Source organism: Flagellimonas flava, assembly GCF_050617915.1.
Lineage (GTDB): Bacteria > Bacteroidota > Bacteroidia > Flavobacteriales > Flavobacteriaceae > Flagellimonas > Flagellimonas flava_A.
In genome coordinates this window covers 370,016-388,083 of the sequence record NZ_JBODQE010000004.1, presented here as the reverse complement: position 1 = coordinate 388,083, position 18,068 = coordinate 370,016, and the positions used below count along the sequence as shown (strand labels likewise).

Genomic DNA, 18,068 nt, shown 5'->3' with positions numbered 1-18,068 from the left:
TTAGTAGAGATTAGTATCTGGAAAGTGCTAAACAAATTCCCTAAAATTATTTCTGTGGATTACTTCGATAGCGGCATTGTAACTTACCATAAAGGACTTGGAAAGCTTTGCTTTTGCTTTTTCACTCCACTTGAACTCATAACCTGTTATTTGGCCTGAGACTTCTTCAACGTAATCGATTTCCTGTTGCTGTTTTGTTCGCCAAAAATAGGAATTGGCCAAAGAGCCATCGTAGGCCAGTTTTTTGATACGCTCGGCTATCAAGAAGTTCTCCCAGAGCCCCCCCTTATCGCTTCTGCTGTCCAACAGATTGAAATTACCGATGACAGCGTTTCTAACACCTGTATCGTAGAAGTAAATCTTTTGGTTGGTCTTTATTTCGTTCCTTAGATTCCTACTGAAACTAGATAGCCTAAAAACAACATACCCTTTTTCAAGAACATCGATGTAATTGGCAACGGTGTTCTTATCAACGCCTACCAATTGGGCAAGTTCGTTGTAACTCACCTCGCTGCCCAACTGCAAGGCCAGAGCACGAAGTAACTTTTCCAGCATTTGGGGCTTTCGTATTCCGCTAAATGCCAAAATATCTTTGTAGAGATAACTATTGGTCAATTGTTTTAAAACCTCGATTTCGTCCCCAAGATTGTTAATGACATCAGGATACATACCATAAAGGATTCTCAATTCGAGCTGCTGCTCTGACTTTACATAACCAATACTGTCCTCCAATTCCCGCCAAGAAATTGGATACAATTTGTATTCCCATTTTCTTCCGGTCAATGGTTCGCTGGTCTGGTTGTTCAATTCAAAGGCTGAAGATCCGCTTACCAATAACTGTACTTTTTTGAATTGGTCGGTAATGATTTTTAAGGTCAACCCTATATTCTCAATACGTTGGGCCTCATCGATGAACAAAGTATTGTGGTTGCCTATAATGCTCTTTAATTGCTCGGTATTGGGGTCGGTCAATAGGTTTCTGACGGTGGAATCATCACCATCCAAAAACAGATGTTCCCTATTGTCCAAAATGGAATTGATCAAGGTCGTTTTTCCAACTTGTCTGGGTCCGATGACCAGAATTGCTTTTCCCTTATCAAGCCGTTGAGTGATTTTTTCTTCTAAAATCCGCTTAATCATATGAATCTAGTGAATGTATTCACTAAAAGTAATGCTTTTTAGTGAATATAATTCTCTTTTCGTCTAAAAATTTTGTCTCGAAAAAGGTCCCGTTTATAAAACCCATAACCTATCAAAATGAATGGTAATGGATTTCTATGCTTAGAGCACACTTTAATTTGGTTTTCCAGTTTGATTTGAAACCACCCTTTTACAAACAATCCCGAAATCAATTAACCTATGATTAGAAAATATTTTCTATAATAAATGTGTAATTCTATTAAGAATTTAAAAGCTTTTGCTCTAATTTTATGAAGATATGACACAAAATCTAGCCAAACACTTTCAAGGTCCCATTTCCAATGTTTTTGATGTGGTACATGCCTTTTGGATTGCAGGAGGCAGTTGTGATGGATGCTCTATTGCTACTGTAGGTGCAACAAATCCTTCGGTTGAAAATCTTCTAAACGGAACAATACCCGGAGCGGCGAAAGTTATTTTACATCATCCTGTTTTATCCGTGAATGCTGGGGAGGAGTTCATTAAACCTTTTCGTTTGGCGGCCAAGGGAGAACTTGGCGCTCCATTTGTAGTGCTATGTGAAGGTTCAATTATGGACGAAAGTATAGCGGCGCAGACAGGAGGATACTGGTCTGGACTCGGGGCCGATGAGGATGAGAATGGTGATCCACAACCCATACCTTCGTCAAGTTGGGTAACCAGAATGTCAGAACATGCTGCAGCAGTCATCGCGGTAGGGACCTGCGCAACATGGGGAGGAATCCCTGCTGCTGCAAATAATCCAACGAATGCAGCTAGTGTCATGGATTTATTGGGTGAGGATTATCGAAGTGCTCTTGGGCTCCCAGTGGTCAATATTCCTGGATGTGCTCCACAGGGTGATAATATTACCGAGACCATTGCGGCCGTGTTGCTATTTCTCAATGGATTGGCCCCCTTACCGGAATTCGATGAGCTAGGGAGACCATCATGGTTATTTGATGAAACGGTCCATAGAGGATGTACCCGAGCAGGATTTTATGAGGAAGGTACTTTTGCCGAAGAACATGGGGACAAGGAATGTTTGGTAGAAATAGGATGTTGGGGCCCAGTGGTGCAATGCAACATAAACAAAAGAGGAGCCCTAAATCACGCAGGTGGATGTATGAATGTGGGTGCTCCTTGTATAGGGTGCACCATGCCCGGGTTTCCCGATAGTTTTGCACCATTTTATAAAACGGCTCCGGGAACAATGGTTTCCTCCAATATTTCACGTGTAACCGGCACAGTTATCCGCAATTTGCGCGAAATGACGATGGCGTTCCAAAACCGGACCCCAAAGTGGAACAAAGAGGGCAAGGTACCCTCCGGCTGGGGACATGTCAAAGAGCCCAATTTGGTCAAAAAGGTGATGCATTATACCTATGAGAAAATGCAGTTTAGTGATAGCCCTAAACCTGGTTCCAATAAATAAAAATGGAAATGGAAAACGAAGCACTTTTAAACGAATGGTTGATTGGACTAGCCTTGGTCTCGGTAATTGTTGTTATTGCTGCAGTACTATTGATTTTGGTATGGTTGGCTGCCAAACGTATTCTTAGACTGGCTGGGGCCGCTTTGGAAATAGTGACCCAGATAAAGAACAATACGAACAGTATTTGGGAATTAGAGACCACAAACAACGTGGCCGCGGGTATTCAGAAAGAAGCAGAGGCCATTGAAGCACATGCCACTTTGGTGGCAGAAGCTTTGGAATAATGTATTAATTGAAAATTATATGGATACGGGAATACAATTATGGATAATATCACTGGTAATTGGCCTAGTGGTTATTGGGGTAGTTGCCTTTCTGCTCAATTTGATAAAAAAGACCGCAAAAGATATTGACCGTACAGCCGCTGATATTTGGACGCAAGGTAAATTGACAGCGAACAACACCATACATATCCCCTTGTTTTTGACCAAGACCAATCAAGTGGCCAGTAAAATACTGAACTCCGCAGTGGCCATTGTTGGAGGTTCCAAGGCCATTACCCAACACATTGAAGGTTGTCCGGGATGTCCACATTGTATGTTGCAAAGCTCTAAAAATTCTAGTTTATGAACGTGATATTAATGATCATTACCATTTTGGCGGTACTTCTTTTGGTTTATGTTTTGGTGTACTACCTGCACGGAATTATAAAACTTCTTACCAGCATTGGAGGAGATGGTCAAAGTTATCTCGCCAAACTGAGATTGGGTCTCAGGGCAATCGAAACCGAGACGGGACATCTTCCCGTTCAAGTCACCAAGCTGAATGGCGCACTTACCGAAGTGGCCGAGGGACTTAAAGTGGTGGATGGTCAACTTGAAGAATCAATAAATGCAGCCGTTAAGCAAAACGTTTGATATGAATGCAGTAAACATCTTATGGTTGATTTTGTTAATAGTAACAGTGCTTATATTACCTTATTTGGTGCGCCTGTTACATAGGACCTGGCTGGCTTCAAGGTCAATTGAGCGCTATTTTAAGGAAATGAAAGAAGCAGGTATTGGTGTGGCAGGCAATACGGAACATATCAAAGCTTTAAACGATACCATTGGTGTTGCTTCAGGTATGTTGGATGTGGCCGGGTCTATCAATGAAAATGCAGATACCCTAAAAACAACTTTGGCCACACGAGCTGAAAAAATTAACTGAAAGCGTATGAACTCATCGACTCTGTTTATAGCCACAATAATAATAGTAACACTTTTAGTGCTTGTATTAGTTGTATATTTAGTACTTATCATCGTTGCTCTTAGAAGAGCCGGCACTCATTTGGAAGGTTTGGCGGGGGGCTTACAGAAAATACAGGATGATACCAGTCCCTTAGGAGAAAAGGTGGGGGTCATCAATGGAGCTTTGGAAAAATTGCATGGGGGGTTGTCCTCAGTGGATTCCCATTTAGTGGCAATTGCCAAAGTGCTTAAACTGGCCTAAAGAATTTAAATTGAAATAACGATATCGCCTATGTGCTTTAAAAATTTACCGATTGCTTTTGATGAACAAGGAAATGCTTATCTAAAAGAGGGCCTTGCGGACCCCTATGAACATAAAGTAGTTGACTTAGGCGAGGAACAGGAAGTTTTAAAAGGGCTCTTGGAACGCAATGGATTCATCAGAAACATCGACTATGATCCCGTAACTCGAGTGGCAGGGGCTTTGGCTTTTCATAGCGTGGTTGATCTGGAAAAGCGGAAAGTATTATCTACCAATTCCATGGCTACCCTTTTTCGTGGTTATGAGGTAATTCTCAAAGGGCGCGATCCAAGGGATGCTGCCTATATCAGTAGTCGAGCCTGCGGAGTTTGTGGTGGAGTGCACGCTACTACTGCTGCCTTGGCCATTGAAATGGCCTTGGGGATTAAACCACCACCATTGGGAATTGTAATGCGTAATATTCTTCTGGCGATAGAGTACCTGTACGATCACCCTTTACATCTTTTTCTATTGGCAGGCCCTGATTATTCAGAGGAGTTGGTGCGTGAAACCAATCCTGAACTTTTGGATAAGGCGGCTAATACAAAAGCCAAGAATAAGGATGTACACGGCTATGATACCATTTTGGATATCATGAAAGATTTAAACCCTTTGAAAGGGAAATTATACTTGGAGGCCTTGAGCATGACGCGGGTGGCTCGGGAAGCCTATGTGTTGATAGGTGGTAAATACCCACACCCTCAATCAGTTGTCCCAGGCGGACTTTCCGTAACTGTCAACATTACCGTACTTAACGAAGTCTATAGTCGATTGATCAAGTTTTTTGACTACAGCCAAAAGGTAACGGGAATCTGGGACGATGTTTTCGATTTCTTTTTGGAAAGCAATCCGGAGTATGCCAAGTGCGGTATTCGCCCAGCCACCATGATGGATACTGGCGTATGGGATAGACCGGAACATTACGATGCCTCTTTTGAAAATTGTGATAAATGGGGGGAGGCACGATGGTCCACTCCAGGTGTGTTGGTGGATGGAGAAGTGGTCACCACAAAACTCACCGAACTCAATGCCGGGATAGAAGAATTTGTGGAGCACTCTTATTATGAAAAATGGGACGGACATCGCTTTAAGGAAGATGCCAATGGAATTCCCTTAAGTCCCAACCATCCTTGGAACAAGGAAACCATTCCAAAACCTGGAAAGCAAAGCTGGAAAGACCGTTATAGTTGGGATACTGCCCCTACCTGGGATAGAATGCCCATGGAAGCCGGTGCATATACGCGAATGTATCTGACTGCCAAGGCTCAAAAAGCTCCTGCAAGTAGGTTCTTGGAAAATACAGGCACCAGCATGAAAATTCATGTGCCCAAGCACTATCTACCCGAGAAAACTTTGGAATGGAAGATTCCCGAACATTGGAATGCCTTTGAACGCAATAGGGCAAGGGCCTATTGTATTCCTTACTCTGCCATGGTAGCCATGGAGAATTGGTTGTTGGCCATGGATCTAATCAAGAATGGGGAAACCAAAGTAAGTGTACCCTACGAAATTCCTAAAAAAGGAACACATATTGGATTTGGTGCATGGGGCGCCGGTAGAGGTTTTTTAACCCACCATCTTATTGTTGAGAATGGCGTCATCGATAATTATCAGATTATTACTCCTTCCACATTAAATGCGGCACCAAGAACACCCTGGGGAGAAATGGGCCCCTATGAGGAAGCCGTTCTAAATACCCCTATCCTTGAAAAGTTCGACAATCCGGAGGATTATAAAGGAATAGATATTCTAAGGGCCATACGGAGTTTTGATCCCTGTATGCCATGTACCACGCATATTATGGCCAAGGATACCGACCATATGGTAACACGGGAAGTAACAACCTGTGCCTGTGGGGTCGAGTAAAAATGTGCTTATTGGTACGGTAGGCTATCATTTACTTCGCAACCATTCGGTTGGGCCAATTCTGCTACATCAATTACAATCCATTTCATGGAATGGCCCGGTTACCGTAGAAGAAATGAACTGGGGACCTATAGCCATTGTCCAATATTTCCAGACGTTAAAAAAGTCTTTTGATCGGGTGATTTTTTTGGTTGCTATTGAAAGGCCCGAAAGAAAAATTGGTGATATATCCGTATATCAGTGGTTAGGTCATTTACCTTCTGAAAAACAAATTCAGGCCTGTGTTGGTGATGCGGCCACCGGGGTAATCTCGGTTGAAAACCTCTTGGTCATTGGTGAGCACTTCAAGATTTGGCCCAAAGAGGTCTATTTGGTTGATGTTGAACCTGGAGCGGAACAGGCGGGGGAGTATCTAACAGCTGAAGTTGAGGCAAAAATTCCTGAAATTTTGCGTATTTTAGGGAAGTTGGCTCAAGAAAACGATATTGTTTTAGAGACCGAAAAATTAAGGGGAGATACTTTGTTTGAAGAAAGTGTATGAAAAATGAATCGATAGAAGATAGTGCATTGCGCTCCTTGTTCTGGAAGGAAGAAATACTGCAGGTCATGTATTGGATGCATGGTGAAGGTATGGGCAGCGAGGTCAGCCTCACCCAAATGCTTCCCTTTCTCAATACGTCCTATCAAAATTTGGAATACCATCTAAATAAGCTTACAGATACCGGATTGTTAGTGATGCTGGATAAAGATGGAAATATCCACTATAAATTATCGGAATCAGGCAAAAAAGAGGGGGGGCGACAGTTTGCTGAAGCTTTTCAGGGTATGCAAAAAGCAGGTCATGGCGAATGCGGCCCTGATTGTGAATTCTGTTACGGTCCAGACGGTGTCAAACTTGACAATTGTGTCCATAACTGTGCAAGCGGCTCCCACTAATATGAAACCCGTACTATTCAACAACGTAGAGTTTAAGGAGATTATGCAGTATGTGCAGGAACTGGTGAAGCAGTCGGGGAACATTCCTGATGAAGAAACCAGGGAACTTACGGCTGAAATTTTAAAGTATTTTGATTTAATGCACCGGGAGCCACTTTCAAGAATGCTGCAGGCCATTGAACGTAGTTATCCCGATTTGAAGGATACCCTGAAACAAGACTATACCATAAACACACTTTTGGAACTTTATGATTTTGAAAATACCAATCTTCCCGATACGAAAAAGAAGAAATAATCTTTTTCTTGTGGTATTGATTGCCCTCTTGGGCCTGGGATGCCAGGGTGAACCCAAAAAAGATAGCGCGGCAGCACAAACTGAATCTACCCAGGAAGAATTGGGCAAGGCCGAGAAACTCGTCAAAGAGGCGATACATAGTGCCGGAGGTATGGCCAATTGGTCTGCGAAGAAGACAATGTCCTACATAAAAAACATTCAAAGCTTTGATTCCACCGGAACTTTATTGCGAACCGTTGCACAAATACATAAGTACCAATTAAAACCTTCCTTCAAGGCTTATATGAGTTGGGAACTCGATGGTAACAAACACGAAATAGTCAATAACGGCAAACAGGCCTGGAAACTGGTAAACGGGGAAATTCAAGAAGATAAGGTGGCCGTAAATTCAGCCTGGAATTCATCATTCGGCTCACAATATATGGTATGTATGCCATTTAAATTAAAGGCTCCCGGAACCCTATTGAAATATGAAGGAATTGATACCCTGTCCAATAACAGAATAGTTCACAATCTTCAGGTCACCTATGAAAAGGGAGCGGGAAGCTCAGGAGGGATGCATACATGGAACTACTATTTGAATACAGACAATTATCAGTTTGTGGCCAATTTTTTGGATCATGGAAAAGGATACACCTATACCGATTATGACACTTTTATAGAAGTTGACGGCATAGTGGTAACCAAGGAAAGAAAAAGTTATGTTTCCAATGAAAATAGGGAACCTGTATACTTAAGAACTGTATACAGCAATTCCGATATTCAATTTGACATAGAATTACCAGAGGAATTGTTTAAAGTAAAGAACTAGATGGGTTGGCTGATGCGTTGAAAAAGATCCTGGTTGCGGGAGTTGGTAATGAATTGAAGCAGGATGATGCCTTTGGTATTGAGTTCGCCAAAAAGTTTAGGGATGCTGTCTCGCACTTAGACCATATTATGGTCATGGAGGTAGGTATCGGGGGGATACATTTGGTACAAGAGTTACATGCAGGCTATGATATTCTGATTTTGGCGGATGCCGTGGCTTGGGGAGAAGAAGCAGGCCACATCTACTTTAGGGAGATGGAAAAGGTTTCGGATATTGAAGAAATGCCTGTTTTTGAAAAAAGAACTTTTTTGGCTGATATGCACTATACCAACCCCATTAGGGCATTGATGTTGGCAAAAGCACTGAAGGTATTGCCCAATGAAGTGTATATACTGGGTTGTGAGGCTGCACAGCATGATGATTTTGCGGTTGGTATGAGCGAAGTGGTGGTGGAAGCCCTCCCGAAAGCAAGGCGTCGGTTACAAAATTGGTTGAGTATCAATAAACTCGCAACTTTTGAATAAAGATCCTCGTATGAAACTGTTTCATTATATACCTGAATTTCGTACATTTAGAAAGTAAACAGCTTGTTATGAATCAAGACATTAGGCCTACTAAAGGCCCAAAAGAATCACAAAAAAAATCAGAAGAAAAAATCCCTTGGTGGGTTGATTTGCAGGTCAAGGATTTGGTAAGACCTATCACCGTTAAGCGTATGCAATTGTTATCGGCAGGGGCATTGGTGCTTGCCCTAGCTGTTGTAGGTTATTATGCGTGGGAAAATTTTCTAAGGGAGCCCACGGGAGCGGAATTTGTGGATGAGATTGTTGACGCTGCGGGCGGCCTGGATACATGGAACGATATTGATCAAGGACAGTTCACCCGTACCCACAACTTATATGACGAAACGGGGGAATTATTAAAATCTACCGAAGAGACCTTTTACTTTAAACGAACCGTGGAAGGGCTAAAGCTACAGGTGAAATCCGTAGGTGATGACCACAGTGAAGTAGTTGTGGGCAAAGATGATTATGGCTTTTGGGCAACAAAGGACAATCAAACCGTTGATCCGATGATTGCCGCCAAGGAAGAGGGCATGATGTGTGATTCTAAATTCTGCGACCCCCAGTGCGCTTCGTCCATGGCCTTCTTCAGGTTTTCTATGCCCTTTAAACTAAAGGATAGGGGTGTGAACGCAAGTTTGGCGTCTACGGGCTTCAATATCGCTGAGTTGAACTTATTGGGGGGTTCGGGCAAAGAACCCACTTTATTGGATATTTCGTATGACCCCGAGGTGGGGAAGGACAGTTGGCGGTTTTATGTCGACCCACAGGATAAATTGATACACAAGATTGAATACTATAATAAATCCGATAAGGGAGAAACCAGACCTGAAGAAATTTATTGGACCGATCACAAAACCGTGGACGGGATTACGTTCAGCCATCGTTGGACCCGTTATTGGCCCAATGGCAAGGTCATGGACGAATATGTATATTCAGATGTGAATTTAGACCGTGAATTGCCCGATGGTTTCTTCAACAGAAGAGATGGCTCAGAACTTGTGGGGCGGTAGTAGACTAATTCTTCAAAATAGCATCACTTAGTGCTTCCAGCGCTTTTACAACTTTCGCCTCTGGATCAAAATCTATTATAGACTTTCCCTTTAGGTCAGCTGCCATGACCTGTTCGTCAAAGGGCACAAATACCGCTATAGGTAGGTTTATCTTTGCACAGTATTCGCGTATCGCCATTTCATCCTCTTTGGTGCGTACTTTATTCGCGATGGCCTCAACCTGTCCAATACCCAATTGTTGGGCCATCTCGGCAAACCTTGAAGCGGCTTCAAGAGATCTGTAGTAGGGTTCCACCACAGTATATATTTTATCAACGTACTTCGAAGTACCGCGTTTCATATGCTCTAAGGATGCCTCCGTATCCAAAACCATGATTTGTCCCTGTTCTGAACTTAGTGCAGCATTCACCAATTCACGGACCACGGTATGGGAACCACACATACATCCGGTACCGGCCTTTTCGGGCTTGCCCACCATTAATAAGGTCACATTATCCGTGGCTTTTTGCCCATAGGTTTCCAAGACTTCCTGAAATGGAATCCTTACTTGAAATTTCCATTTGCCATCTTCAGTCTCGACCCTTTCGATGATATCGGTACTTAAATTAGGTGGCCCCGCATCAGATTTGTCAATTCCCAAAACAATGGAGAGATTGGGATTGGGATCGCCATCAATAGCAAGTACTTTATCCCCCTTGGCTCCTAAAATACGACAAAGTGTACCGCTAATGGTCGTTTTGCCTACCCCTCCTTTTCCTGCTATCGCTATCTTCATTTCAATTTGGTATTATTATTCCTCATCGGGTCGAATGTCATCAAGTTCGTCGGTTCCCAGAAGAAAATCCATGGTTCGCTTCGCCTCTTCCTCATCAACAATGCTCATGGCCACACCTACATGCACAAGTACATAATCACCTTCTTTTGCCTCCGGTACCAGCCCCAGATTGATTTTCTTCACTATTCCATCAAAGGAAACCTTGCCTATTTTGAACACACTTTCAACGGTATCTTCAAAGCCAATAATTTTTCCAGGTACTGCCAAACACATGAACTAGGATTTACAATTAAGGTAATTTACGGAAATCCACTGAGATAGATTGGTCCAAATAAAATTTTAATTGTGGAAGGATCACCGCTTCAAACTCCATCCAACCTGCTTCCGTGAACAACGGTATCAATTGGTTCCAGATAAACTCCTTAAAATGGCCTTCACCGATATCGGTTTTACTCCGCACTTGACGTTGGGTGAGCCAGAACGTGATGATCATCCATATGGACTCAGCAAGATGTTGATACTGATTTTCCATTTTTTCGGGCCTTAAGATTTCTTTTTCCACATTGAGCAAAAGCCATTCGTGTATTTGTGCAATCATTTTCTCTACATAATCCACCCGTTTTGAATGCAACTTTGGATAGGCCCGTTCAATTTCCAAAAGATCTAGAAAATAAAACGAATAACGATTCAGTATAAAAAAATAGCGCCCAAGATGATTGTCAAAATCAAGCAATGAAGGAAAGTTTTGGTCTATCGAAAGCAATAGTTCCAATTCTTCCCCCAATTCGGAATCTATGGCGAGAACAATGGCCTTCTTGCTGTGATAGTGATAAGCAAGATTCCCTACACTTATTCCGGTCTCATCAGCAATTTGTTGCAGTCGAACATTGACCAGCCCCTTTTGGTTAAAAAGCCCAATAGCTGATTTCAATATTTTCTGTTTTGTACTGCCCACGATTGATGTACTATTTACCAGCGACGCCCAGTTTGATTATGAGTTGGGCATTAATGCTTCGACCCGGAGCAAAAAATCGGGTTTGATTTCCCGGAGTACCCCTAAAAACATGACTTTGGTACTCTTTGTCCGTAAGATTGTCCACAGATAGCACCAACTTGGAATAGGGAAACTTTGGCCAGACCTCATGCAGATTTATTCCGCCACTGATATTGAAAAGGCTATAGCCATCGGTTTCCCTTTCCGTAGGGGCTGGTCTATCCTGCTTGCTTGTAAAGATGCCTTCCACCCGTCCGAAAAATGCATTGCGGTTATCTCGAAGTTGAAATCCGAAAATGTTTTGATCCGCAGGCATAAAGGCAAGGTTTTCATCAGTTTCCCGGTCTTTTCCCCTAATATAGGAACCTGTCCAGAAAACACTGGACAACTTGCCAATAGTATAGCTCAGCTGATATTCCCAACCTGTCAGTCTGGCTTCCCCCACGGCTTGGTTCTGAACATTTGGAGTACCCTGAAAATCCACACTGACCGGGACATACAGATCATTCAGGAAATTTTGGTAAAAATTGAGGCCGATATCGAACTTCGAACCATCGTAAGCATAACCCAATTCGTAGAACACTCCTTTTTCAGGACCAAGATCGGGGTTAGGGATGACCCCATCGGCAAAATTGTATTTGGAAAACAAATCTGGGGCCCGGAATGAGTTGGCCAAATTAATCGAGAAATCTGATCTGTCCGATGCATGGATTTTAGCACCTATGTTACCGGTAAGGGCGGTGTTGTTATCTGAAGTGTTGTCCTCATTGTATAAATCGGCGATTTCTGGAATAAAAAAAGGTTCGTCCTCTATTTCTGTCTTGACATTATCAAACCGAAGTGCGAACAATAGATCAACAACCTCACTGGGTTTCCATTCCTCAACGGCAAATACCCCAAAGAAAGTCGCATCACTATCCGGTTGGATTTGTCCCGGCGGAGGGGCCACTTGATTCACCTGTACACCCATAGGATTGAATATGTCCACAACCAACTCCCTTTTGGTACCAAAACGATGTTCCCTCAAAAAATCCGCACCAACGGTCAACTTGGAATTTTCTGCCAATCGAAGTGCTGTAAAGGCCTTGAAACCACCAAAATCCACATCCACATCCAAGCTGACATCGATTCTTCGATTGATGTCCATAGTGTCTTCAAAAAATACATTGGTCACTTGGTCAATGTGCAGTCTTTGCTGTTTGAAATATGCATTGAACCCCACCTCTTCAATAGTGCTCGATATATTTTTACCGGTATAATTGAAATTGTAACCGGTCTGTTCATCGGGAGCAAAAACACGGTCACGTACCGGCGGACCCGGTGCTCCCAACCCACCTGGAAAGCCCACGTTGTCATTTTTAAAATATTTTCCGCTAAATTCAAAACGATGGTTTTCGGCAGGGGAATATCCAATATTCCAATCAAAATAGGCTGATTCGAATTGGCTGTTTGGCACCTCACCCCCAGGTGTGTCTGTATTATCGGCATCACGCAGACCTCCTCCGATTAAAAAATCAAAACCATTACCTCTTCCTTCCACTTCAAGGCGTCCTCTCGAATAGGAATTGACGGACTGATAGCCCCCATAAAGGCTGGTGCCCACCTTAAAATCTTTGCCGTATCCATTTTCTGCCCTTCTGGTAATTACATTGACCAATCCACTTACTGCATCACTGCCCCAGAAGGCAGAGGCAGGGCCTTTGATAACTTCAACCCTCTCAATTTGCCATGGGTCAATCAAGGCGTAGCTTCTGATTCGTCCGCCCACAAATGAATTCCCATCAATGAGAATCGGTGCCCGTTCCCGGGAAAGCCCTCTTATGATGGGGGTGCTGGTGATGCCTCCATCGTTTTGAATGGCGACTCCTGGAATATACTTTAAGGTTTCCGTGGCTGAAGGGGGCTGCGTTTCTAGAATAGCGAGCTGATTTACCACAGCTATCGTAATCGGTAGGTTTTTTAAGGGTGAAGAAGACCGAACTGCTGTAACTTCTACAGGGTCTATTTGTATGGTATCCTGAGTTTGTTCCTGTGCGAAGAAAAGTGCATGCGCAAATAGCAAAATAGCAGTAAGAGCAATGTTTTTCATGAGTTTAGGTTTGGTTTGATAGACAAAATAGAAAATAATTTCTAAACCAAAAATATTCAACAAATCCGTGGTAATTGTTCTCCTGCCAGCATATTAACAATGCGTCTACCCCCAATGGCGCTTTTGAGCACCACCTGTTTTGGATGGTTTTCTGTTACTTCACCGATAATGGAAGCATTTGCGCCATATTCCATACTTTGAAGCTTTTCGACCACTTTTTCGGAAATCGCATCTTTGACCACTGCAATGAAGATGCCCTCGTTCGCTACATAAAGCGGGTCCAAGCCGAGAATTTCACAAAGCGCGCTTACTTCATTTTGTAAGGGAAGCTTTTTTTGCAAGATTTCTATACCCAGATTTCTGTCCCTGGCAATTTCATTTAAAACCGTTGCCACCCCACCTCGAGTGGGGTCCTTGAGCAAATGAATATCTACCCCAAATGTGTCGAGCAGCTTAGAAACCATTTGACTTAGTCCACGGGTGTCACTTTTTAATTCGGATTCGAACTCCAACCCTTCCCTCACGGACATTATGGCAACACCATGGGTCGCAATGGAGTCACTTACGATAATCTTATCCCCTGGCTCCACATTAGAAGGAGCGATATCGGCTTTGGCATGTAATTGCCCAATTCCTGTAGTATTGATGAATATTTTGTCCCCCTTTCCTTTTTCGACCACTTTGGTATCTCCGGTTACAATCTGCACATTTGCCTGTTCTGCAGCGGATTTGATGGATACCAATATTTCCCAGAACTCGGTCATTTTTAGGCCTTCCTCCAGAATAAAACTCAAGGAAAGGTATTGTGGAATTGCCCCGCACATGGCCAAATCGTTTACCGTGCCATTTACTGCCAGTTCACCGATGTTACTATCCGGAAAAAAAATAGGGGATATAACAAAACTATCGGTAGTAAATGCGGTTTTTCCCTCTAAGGTCAACATAGCTCCATCATGGCGCTGTTGCAGATGTTCATTGTCAAAAAGATGAAAGACACCGGAATCCAATAATTTGTTGGTTAAAAGGCCACCACTACCATGACCCAAGGTGATGATATCAAAGTCCAATTTGGGCATTGGACATTGCAATTTCATTTTCAAGTTTTTTTTTGACATTGTTGGGATGGGTAAGATTATGCAATGGTTTCTGCGGCTCCACTAAAGTGATAATATGCGGCACAAGCTCCTTCAGAACTGACCATGGGGGCGCCCATCGGATTTTGGGGCGTGCATTTTTTGCCGAACTGTGAACACTGTTTTGGTTTTTTAATGCCTTTTAGAACCAATCCTGCAATACATTCTTTGGGCTCCTCCACTTTTTTGACCTGGATAGTAAATTTTAGATTGGCATCGAAGGCGGCATATTTGGGTCTTACCTCAAACCCACTGGCAGGAATAGTGCCTATACCCCGCCATTCCCGGTCAGAGACCATGAAAGTCTTACGGATGAGTTCTTGGGCTTTTGGGTTTCCTTTCGGCTTAACCACTCGGCTGTATTGATTTTGAAGCTCGGCCTCACCCTTCTCCAATTGTTGAACAGTGAGCAATATACCCTGCAAAAGGTCCACAGGTTCAAAACCAGTGACTACCATCGGGATTCTGTAATGGGCCACTAAGGGATAATATTCATCCATACCCATTATGGTACATACATGACCCGCAGCCAAAAATGCATCGATTTTACTTTCCTCATCTTCGATAACGGCTTCCATAGCCGGCGGTACCAGCACTTGGGAAGCTAAAATGGAATAGTTGGTAAGTCCCAGGTCATAAGCCTTATCAATTGAAAGGGCATTTGCAGGAGCGGTAGTCTCAAAGCCTACCGCAAAAAAGACCACTTCTTTGTCAGGGTTTTCACTTGCAATTTGGACGGCCTCCAAGGGAGAATATAAAATGCGTACATCTGCCCCACCAGCTTTGGCCTGGAGCAAACTCTTTTTTGATCCGGGCACACGCAGCATATCGCCAAAAGAACAAAGAATGACATTTTTGTCCTCAGCGAGATAGATGGCCTTGTCAATCAAATGAAGCGGGGTAACACAAACCGGACATCCGGGCCCATGAATCATTTGAACTTCTTTAGGTAACAGGTCCATAATCCCATTTTTGACCAGACTATGGGTTTGCCCGCCGCATACTTCCATAATATTCCATTCCCGGGTAACCGTGGAATGTATCTCATCCAAGTATTTTTTTGCCAAATCGGCATCCCTGTATTCGCTTAGAAATTTCATTCTTCAATATTTTGATAATATGCTAATTGCCCCAGGGCAATACTTTCGTCATTGGGAGATACCTGCTGATGAAAATAGAGTTGAAACCTATTTTCTAAATGCATCATCAATAAATCCACTAAAAGTCCGTTCTGAAAAACACCCCCGCTAAAAGCAATTTTCTCCATTGTATTTTCAAGAGCAATTTCTTCGACCATTTTCACCAGTGAATAATGAAACTTGAATGCGATTTCATTCTTGGAAGTGCCATTATTCAAATCACTAACCACACCTTCAATGATGGAGATAGTTGATATTCCTTCAAGATACGATATTTGGGTATCATAGCGTGAATCGGGCGTATTTACATGGTGATCAAAATAGGTTTGCGCCAATGTTTCTAGTCGTAGAGCAGCTTCGCCTTCGTAGGTTTGAGTATCCATAATTCCCAATAGGCAGGCAACAGCGTCAAACAAGCGCCCCATACTTGACGTCTTTAAAGGGGGGTCACTGTTTAATAGTCTTTGATATATTTTCCATTCCTTCGTGCTAAACTTGTCCTTCAACAAGGGGAGCATGACCGGGCTCTGCTTTGCATGTGCCAGAGCTGAAAGACGAGGTTCTTTAGCCATTTTGTCTCCTAGAATTAGAGGGACATATGCCAGATGAGTAAGTCTTTTGATCTTCCTGTTTTCATAAGCCAAAAACTCACCACCCCAGCTGTTCCCATCATTTCCATAACCCGTGCCGTCCCAAATAACTCCCAATACCTTTTCGGACTTATTTAGGAGTGAATGTTCGGATAAAACTCCTGCAAAATGAGCAAAATGATGCTGAATGTATACAAGTTTGGTTCTGTTTGCGTCCCTTAGGTGCTTACCATATTCGGTAGAATAGTAATCAGGATGTCTATCGACCAAAATAATTTCGGGTCGACAATTTAGCATATTGATGAAATGTTGAATAGTTCTTTTAAGGTTTTCCGTGCTCTCTAGATAAGTCAAATCGCCCAAATATTGACTTAAATATAAAAGGCCTCCATAAAGCAATCCAAAAGCGCTTTTCTGTGAGGCTCCCAAAGCCAAAATTGTCTTTTGTTCAGTTGGGGTATCCGGCCAAAAATAATTTGGGGCAATACCACGGGATCTGCGAATAAGTATAGGTTGCTTTTTAAATGGACTAAAGCGCACTACGCTGTCGTCCTGTGGGGTTACTATTTCCCTGTTGTTGGTCAGTGCAAAATCCCAAATGCCCAATAGTTCTGAAAATATCTTTTTGTCCTCAAAAACGATGGATGCGTTGCTTAGATTCCCACTAGTGGCAACGATAGGTTTCCCAAAGGCTTGCATCAGTAAGAGATACAATGGGGTATAAGGCAGCATCACTCCGATTTGATTCAGGCCTGGAGCAATATGGCTCAAAGCGATATCTAAGGATTTCTTCTTTAATTGTAGCAATAGGATAGGTGCTACCTCACCTGTAAGCATTGACTGTTCGGTGGAATCAAGATGGCAGTCTTGCCGTACTTTATTTATGTTTGGGTACATGCAGGCAAAAGGCTTGGAAGGTCTGTGCTTTCTCTCCCGAAGCGTTTGGATAGCTTTCGCATTTGTGGCGTCACATGTTAGTAAATATCCGCCAATCCCTTTTATTGCTATAATTTTCCCCTCTCCCCATAACCTGGCTATTTTTTCGATTGCCAACTGCGTATTGGTTACAATTTTCTGACCCTTGTTGTTCCTAAGAGCCACTCGAATACCGCATGCTGCACATGAGTTGGTTTGTGAATGGTAACGGCTTTCCTCAGAATTGCCATATTCTTGCCTACAAGTAGGGCACATTGGATACTTTTCCATTGTGGTAAATGCCCGTTCATAAGGGAGCTCAGTAATTAGGGAATAACGAGGACCACACTGTGTACAGGTAATGAAGGGATAGCCCTTTCTTCGGTTGTTGCTTGACAAAACTTCATTTTTGCAATTTTCGCATATTGCAAAATCTGGAGGAAGCATAAGGGAGGCGGATACATCGGATTGGTCTTGCTGGATTTGAAAACCCTTGTAGTGCTCTCCTATTTCCCTGGTGATTTTGTGTTTGGTTACCCTGCTTAGGGAAGGTGCTTTATCGATTAAAGCGGTATAAAACTCTTTCGCCTCCTCTTGGGATGCAGAAAATTTTACATGCACACCATCAAGGGCATTGTAGACCACCCCATTTAAGTTTCTTTCCAGAGCAATTCGATATACGTATGGGCGAAATCCAACACCCTGAACCCTCCCTTCTATATGAATGTGCCAACTATTCATGTTCTTGGCAATATAGGTAATATCACAAATTTGTTAGTTTGAAAGATCTAAAAACTATACCCCAAAAAGTCCAGTTTTTAATGGG

General features: G+C 42.9%; 21 protein-coding genes. 13 read left to right on the top strand and 8 right to left on the bottom strand.

What is annotated here, in order from left to right; genetic code table 11:
• Positions 1 to 27: 27 nt before the first annotated feature.
• The gene (locus tag ACRHOZ_RS13025; RefSeq protein WP_012813805.1) at positions 28 to 1,140 is read right to left on the bottom strand and encodes an ATP-binding protein; all 1,113 of its coding nucleotides are present in this window, start codon (positions 1,138 to 1,140) and stop codon (positions 28 to 30) included.
• A gap of 298 nt (positions 1,141 to 1,438) precedes the next feature.
• Here ACRHOZ_RS13025 and ACRHOZ_RS13020 point away from each other — a divergent pair, with 298 nt between their 5' ends.
• The 13 genes from ACRHOZ_RS13020 (at position 1,439) to ACRHOZ_RS12960 (ending at position 9,607) form a co-directional block, all read left to right on the top strand.
• A complete protein-coding gene (locus ACRHOZ_RS13020) occupies positions 1,439 to 2,593 on the top strand; it encodes a hydrogenase expression protein HypE (protein WP_049764813.1) in 1,155 nt (384 codons plus the stop codon).
• Between the two features lie 8 nt (positions 2,594 to 2,601).
• Positions 2,602 to 2,877, top strand: coding sequence for a hypothetical protein (locus tag ACRHOZ_RS13015; RefSeq protein ID WP_148214262.1), 276 nt, complete (start codon positions 2,602 to 2,604; stop codon positions 2,875 to 2,877).
• A 19-nt stretch (positions 2,878 to 2,896) separates the two neighbouring features.
• The gene (locus ACRHOZ_RS13010) at positions 2,897 to 3,223 is read left to right on the top strand and encodes a hypothetical protein (protein ID WP_012813801.1); all 327 of its coding nucleotides are present in this window, start codon (positions 2,897 to 2,899) and stop codon (positions 3,221 to 3,223) included.
• Positions 3,220 to 3,510 carry a hypothetical protein gene (locus tag ACRHOZ_RS13005; protein ID WP_431126301.1) on the top strand — a complete coding sequence of 97 codons (291 nt, stop codon included), beginning with the start codon at positions 3,220 to 3,222 and terminating at the stop codon, positions 3,508 to 3,510. Before ACRHOZ_RS13010 ends, ACRHOZ_RS13005 begins: the two co-directional genes overlap by 4 nt.
• 1 nt (position 3,511) lies before the next feature.
• Positions 3,512 to 3,802 (top strand): hypothetical protein, encoded by a 291-nt coding sequence (locus ACRHOZ_RS13000; RefSeq protein ID WP_041326879.1) that lies wholly within the window; start codon positions 3,512 to 3,514, stop codon positions 3,800 to 3,802.
• A gap of 6 nt (positions 3,803 to 3,808) precedes the next feature.
• Positions 3,809 to 4,084, top strand: a complete 276-nt coding sequence (locus ACRHOZ_RS12995) for a hypothetical protein (RefSeq protein ID WP_012813798.1) — start codon at positions 3,809 to 3,811, stop codon at positions 4,082 to 4,084.
• Positions 4,085 to 4,114: 30 nt separating this feature from the next.
• Positions 4,115 to 5,989 carry a nickel-dependent hydrogenase large subunit gene (locus tag ACRHOZ_RS12990; RefSeq protein ID WP_431126298.1) on the top strand — a complete coding sequence of 625 codons (1,875 nt, stop codon included), beginning with the start codon at positions 4,115 to 4,117 and terminating at the stop codon, positions 5,987 to 5,989.
• Complete coding sequence (locus ACRHOZ_RS12985; protein ID WP_431126296.1) at positions 5,976 to 6,530, top strand: hypothetical protein; 555 nt, start codon at positions 5,976 to 5,978, stop codon at positions 6,528 to 6,530. The genes ACRHOZ_RS12990 and ACRHOZ_RS12985 overlap by 14 nt, the downstream gene beginning before the upstream one ends.
• Positions 6,527 to 6,925 carry a hypothetical protein gene (locus ACRHOZ_RS12980; protein WP_431126294.1) on the top strand — a complete coding sequence of 133 codons (399 nt, stop codon included), beginning with the start codon at positions 6,527 to 6,529 and terminating at the stop codon, positions 6,923 to 6,925. Before ACRHOZ_RS12985 ends, ACRHOZ_RS12980 begins: the two co-directional genes overlap by 4 nt.
• Positions 6,894 to 7,220 carry a hypothetical protein gene (locus tag ACRHOZ_RS12975; RefSeq protein WP_431126293.1) on the top strand — a complete coding sequence of 109 codons (327 nt, stop codon included), beginning with the start codon at positions 6,894 to 6,896 and terminating at the stop codon, positions 7,218 to 7,220. The genes ACRHOZ_RS12980 and ACRHOZ_RS12975 overlap by 32 nt, the downstream gene beginning before the upstream one ends.
• 10 nt (positions 7,221 to 7,230) lie before the next feature.
• The gene (locus ACRHOZ_RS12970; RefSeq protein WP_431126291.1) at positions 7,231 to 8,031 is read left to right on the top strand and encodes a DUF6503 family protein; all 801 of its coding nucleotides are present in this window, start codon (positions 7,231 to 7,233) and stop codon (positions 8,029 to 8,031) included.
• Positions 8,032 to 8,048: 17 nt separating this feature from the next.
• Positions 8,049 to 8,555 (top strand): hydrogenase maturation protease, encoded by a 507-nt coding sequence (locus ACRHOZ_RS12965; protein ID WP_431126289.1) that lies wholly within the window; start codon positions 8,049 to 8,051, stop codon positions 8,553 to 8,555.
• 68 nt (positions 8,556 to 8,623) lie between these two features.
• The gene (locus ACRHOZ_RS12960) at positions 8,624 to 9,607 is read left to right on the top strand and encodes a DUF6503 family protein (RefSeq protein ID WP_431126287.1); all 984 of its coding nucleotides are present in this window, start codon (positions 8,624 to 8,626) and stop codon (positions 9,605 to 9,607) included.
• Between the two features lie 4 nt (positions 9,608 to 9,611).
• On the opposite strand, the gene ACRHOZ_RS12955 is transcribed toward ACRHOZ_RS12960, so the two are convergent.
• The 7 genes from ACRHOZ_RS12955 to hypF are packed head-to-tail and all read right to left on the bottom strand — an operon-like array spanning position 9,612 to position 17,983.
• Entirely contained in the window at positions 9,612 to 10,382 is a 771-nt protein-coding gene (locus ACRHOZ_RS12955; RefSeq protein ID WP_431126285.1) for an AAA family ATPase, read from the bottom strand.
• A gap of 15 nt (positions 10,383 to 10,397) precedes the next feature.
• Complete coding sequence (locus ACRHOZ_RS12950; RefSeq protein ID WP_012813789.1) at positions 10,398 to 10,655, bottom strand: HypC/HybG/HupF family hydrogenase formation chaperone; 258 nt, start codon at positions 10,653 to 10,655, stop codon at positions 10,398 to 10,400.
• 16 nt (positions 10,656 to 10,671) lie between these two features.
• Entirely contained in the window at positions 10,672 to 11,313 is a 642-nt protein-coding gene (locus ACRHOZ_RS12945; protein ID WP_431126283.1) for a TetR/AcrR family transcriptional regulator, read from the bottom strand.
• Positions 11,314 to 11,347: 34 nt separating this feature from the next.
• Complete coding sequence (locus ACRHOZ_RS12940) at positions 11,348 to 13,465, bottom strand: TonB-dependent receptor plug domain-containing protein (RefSeq protein WP_431126281.1); 2,118 nt, start codon at positions 13,463 to 13,465, stop codon at positions 11,348 to 11,350.
• A 56-nt stretch (positions 13,466 to 13,521) separates the two neighbouring features.
• Positions 13,522 to 14,559, bottom strand: a complete 1,038-nt coding sequence (hypE, locus tag ACRHOZ_RS12935) for a hydrogenase expression/formation protein HypE (protein ID WP_431126279.1) — start codon at positions 14,557 to 14,559, stop codon at positions 13,522 to 13,524.
• Positions 14,560 to 14,597: 38 nt separating this feature from the next.
• The gene (gene hypD / locus ACRHOZ_RS12930; RefSeq protein WP_431126277.1) at positions 14,598 to 15,698 is read right to left on the bottom strand and encodes a hydrogenase formation protein HypD; all 1,101 of its coding nucleotides are present in this window, start codon (positions 15,696 to 15,698) and stop codon (positions 14,598 to 14,600) included.
• Positions 15,695 to 17,983, bottom strand: a complete 2,289-nt coding sequence (hypF, locus tag ACRHOZ_RS12925; protein WP_431126275.1) for a carbamoyltransferase HypF — start codon at positions 17,981 to 17,983, stop codon at positions 15,695 to 15,697. Before hypF ends, hypD begins: the two co-directional genes overlap by 4 nt.
• Between the last annotated feature and the right edge of the window lie 85 nt (positions 17,984 to 18,068).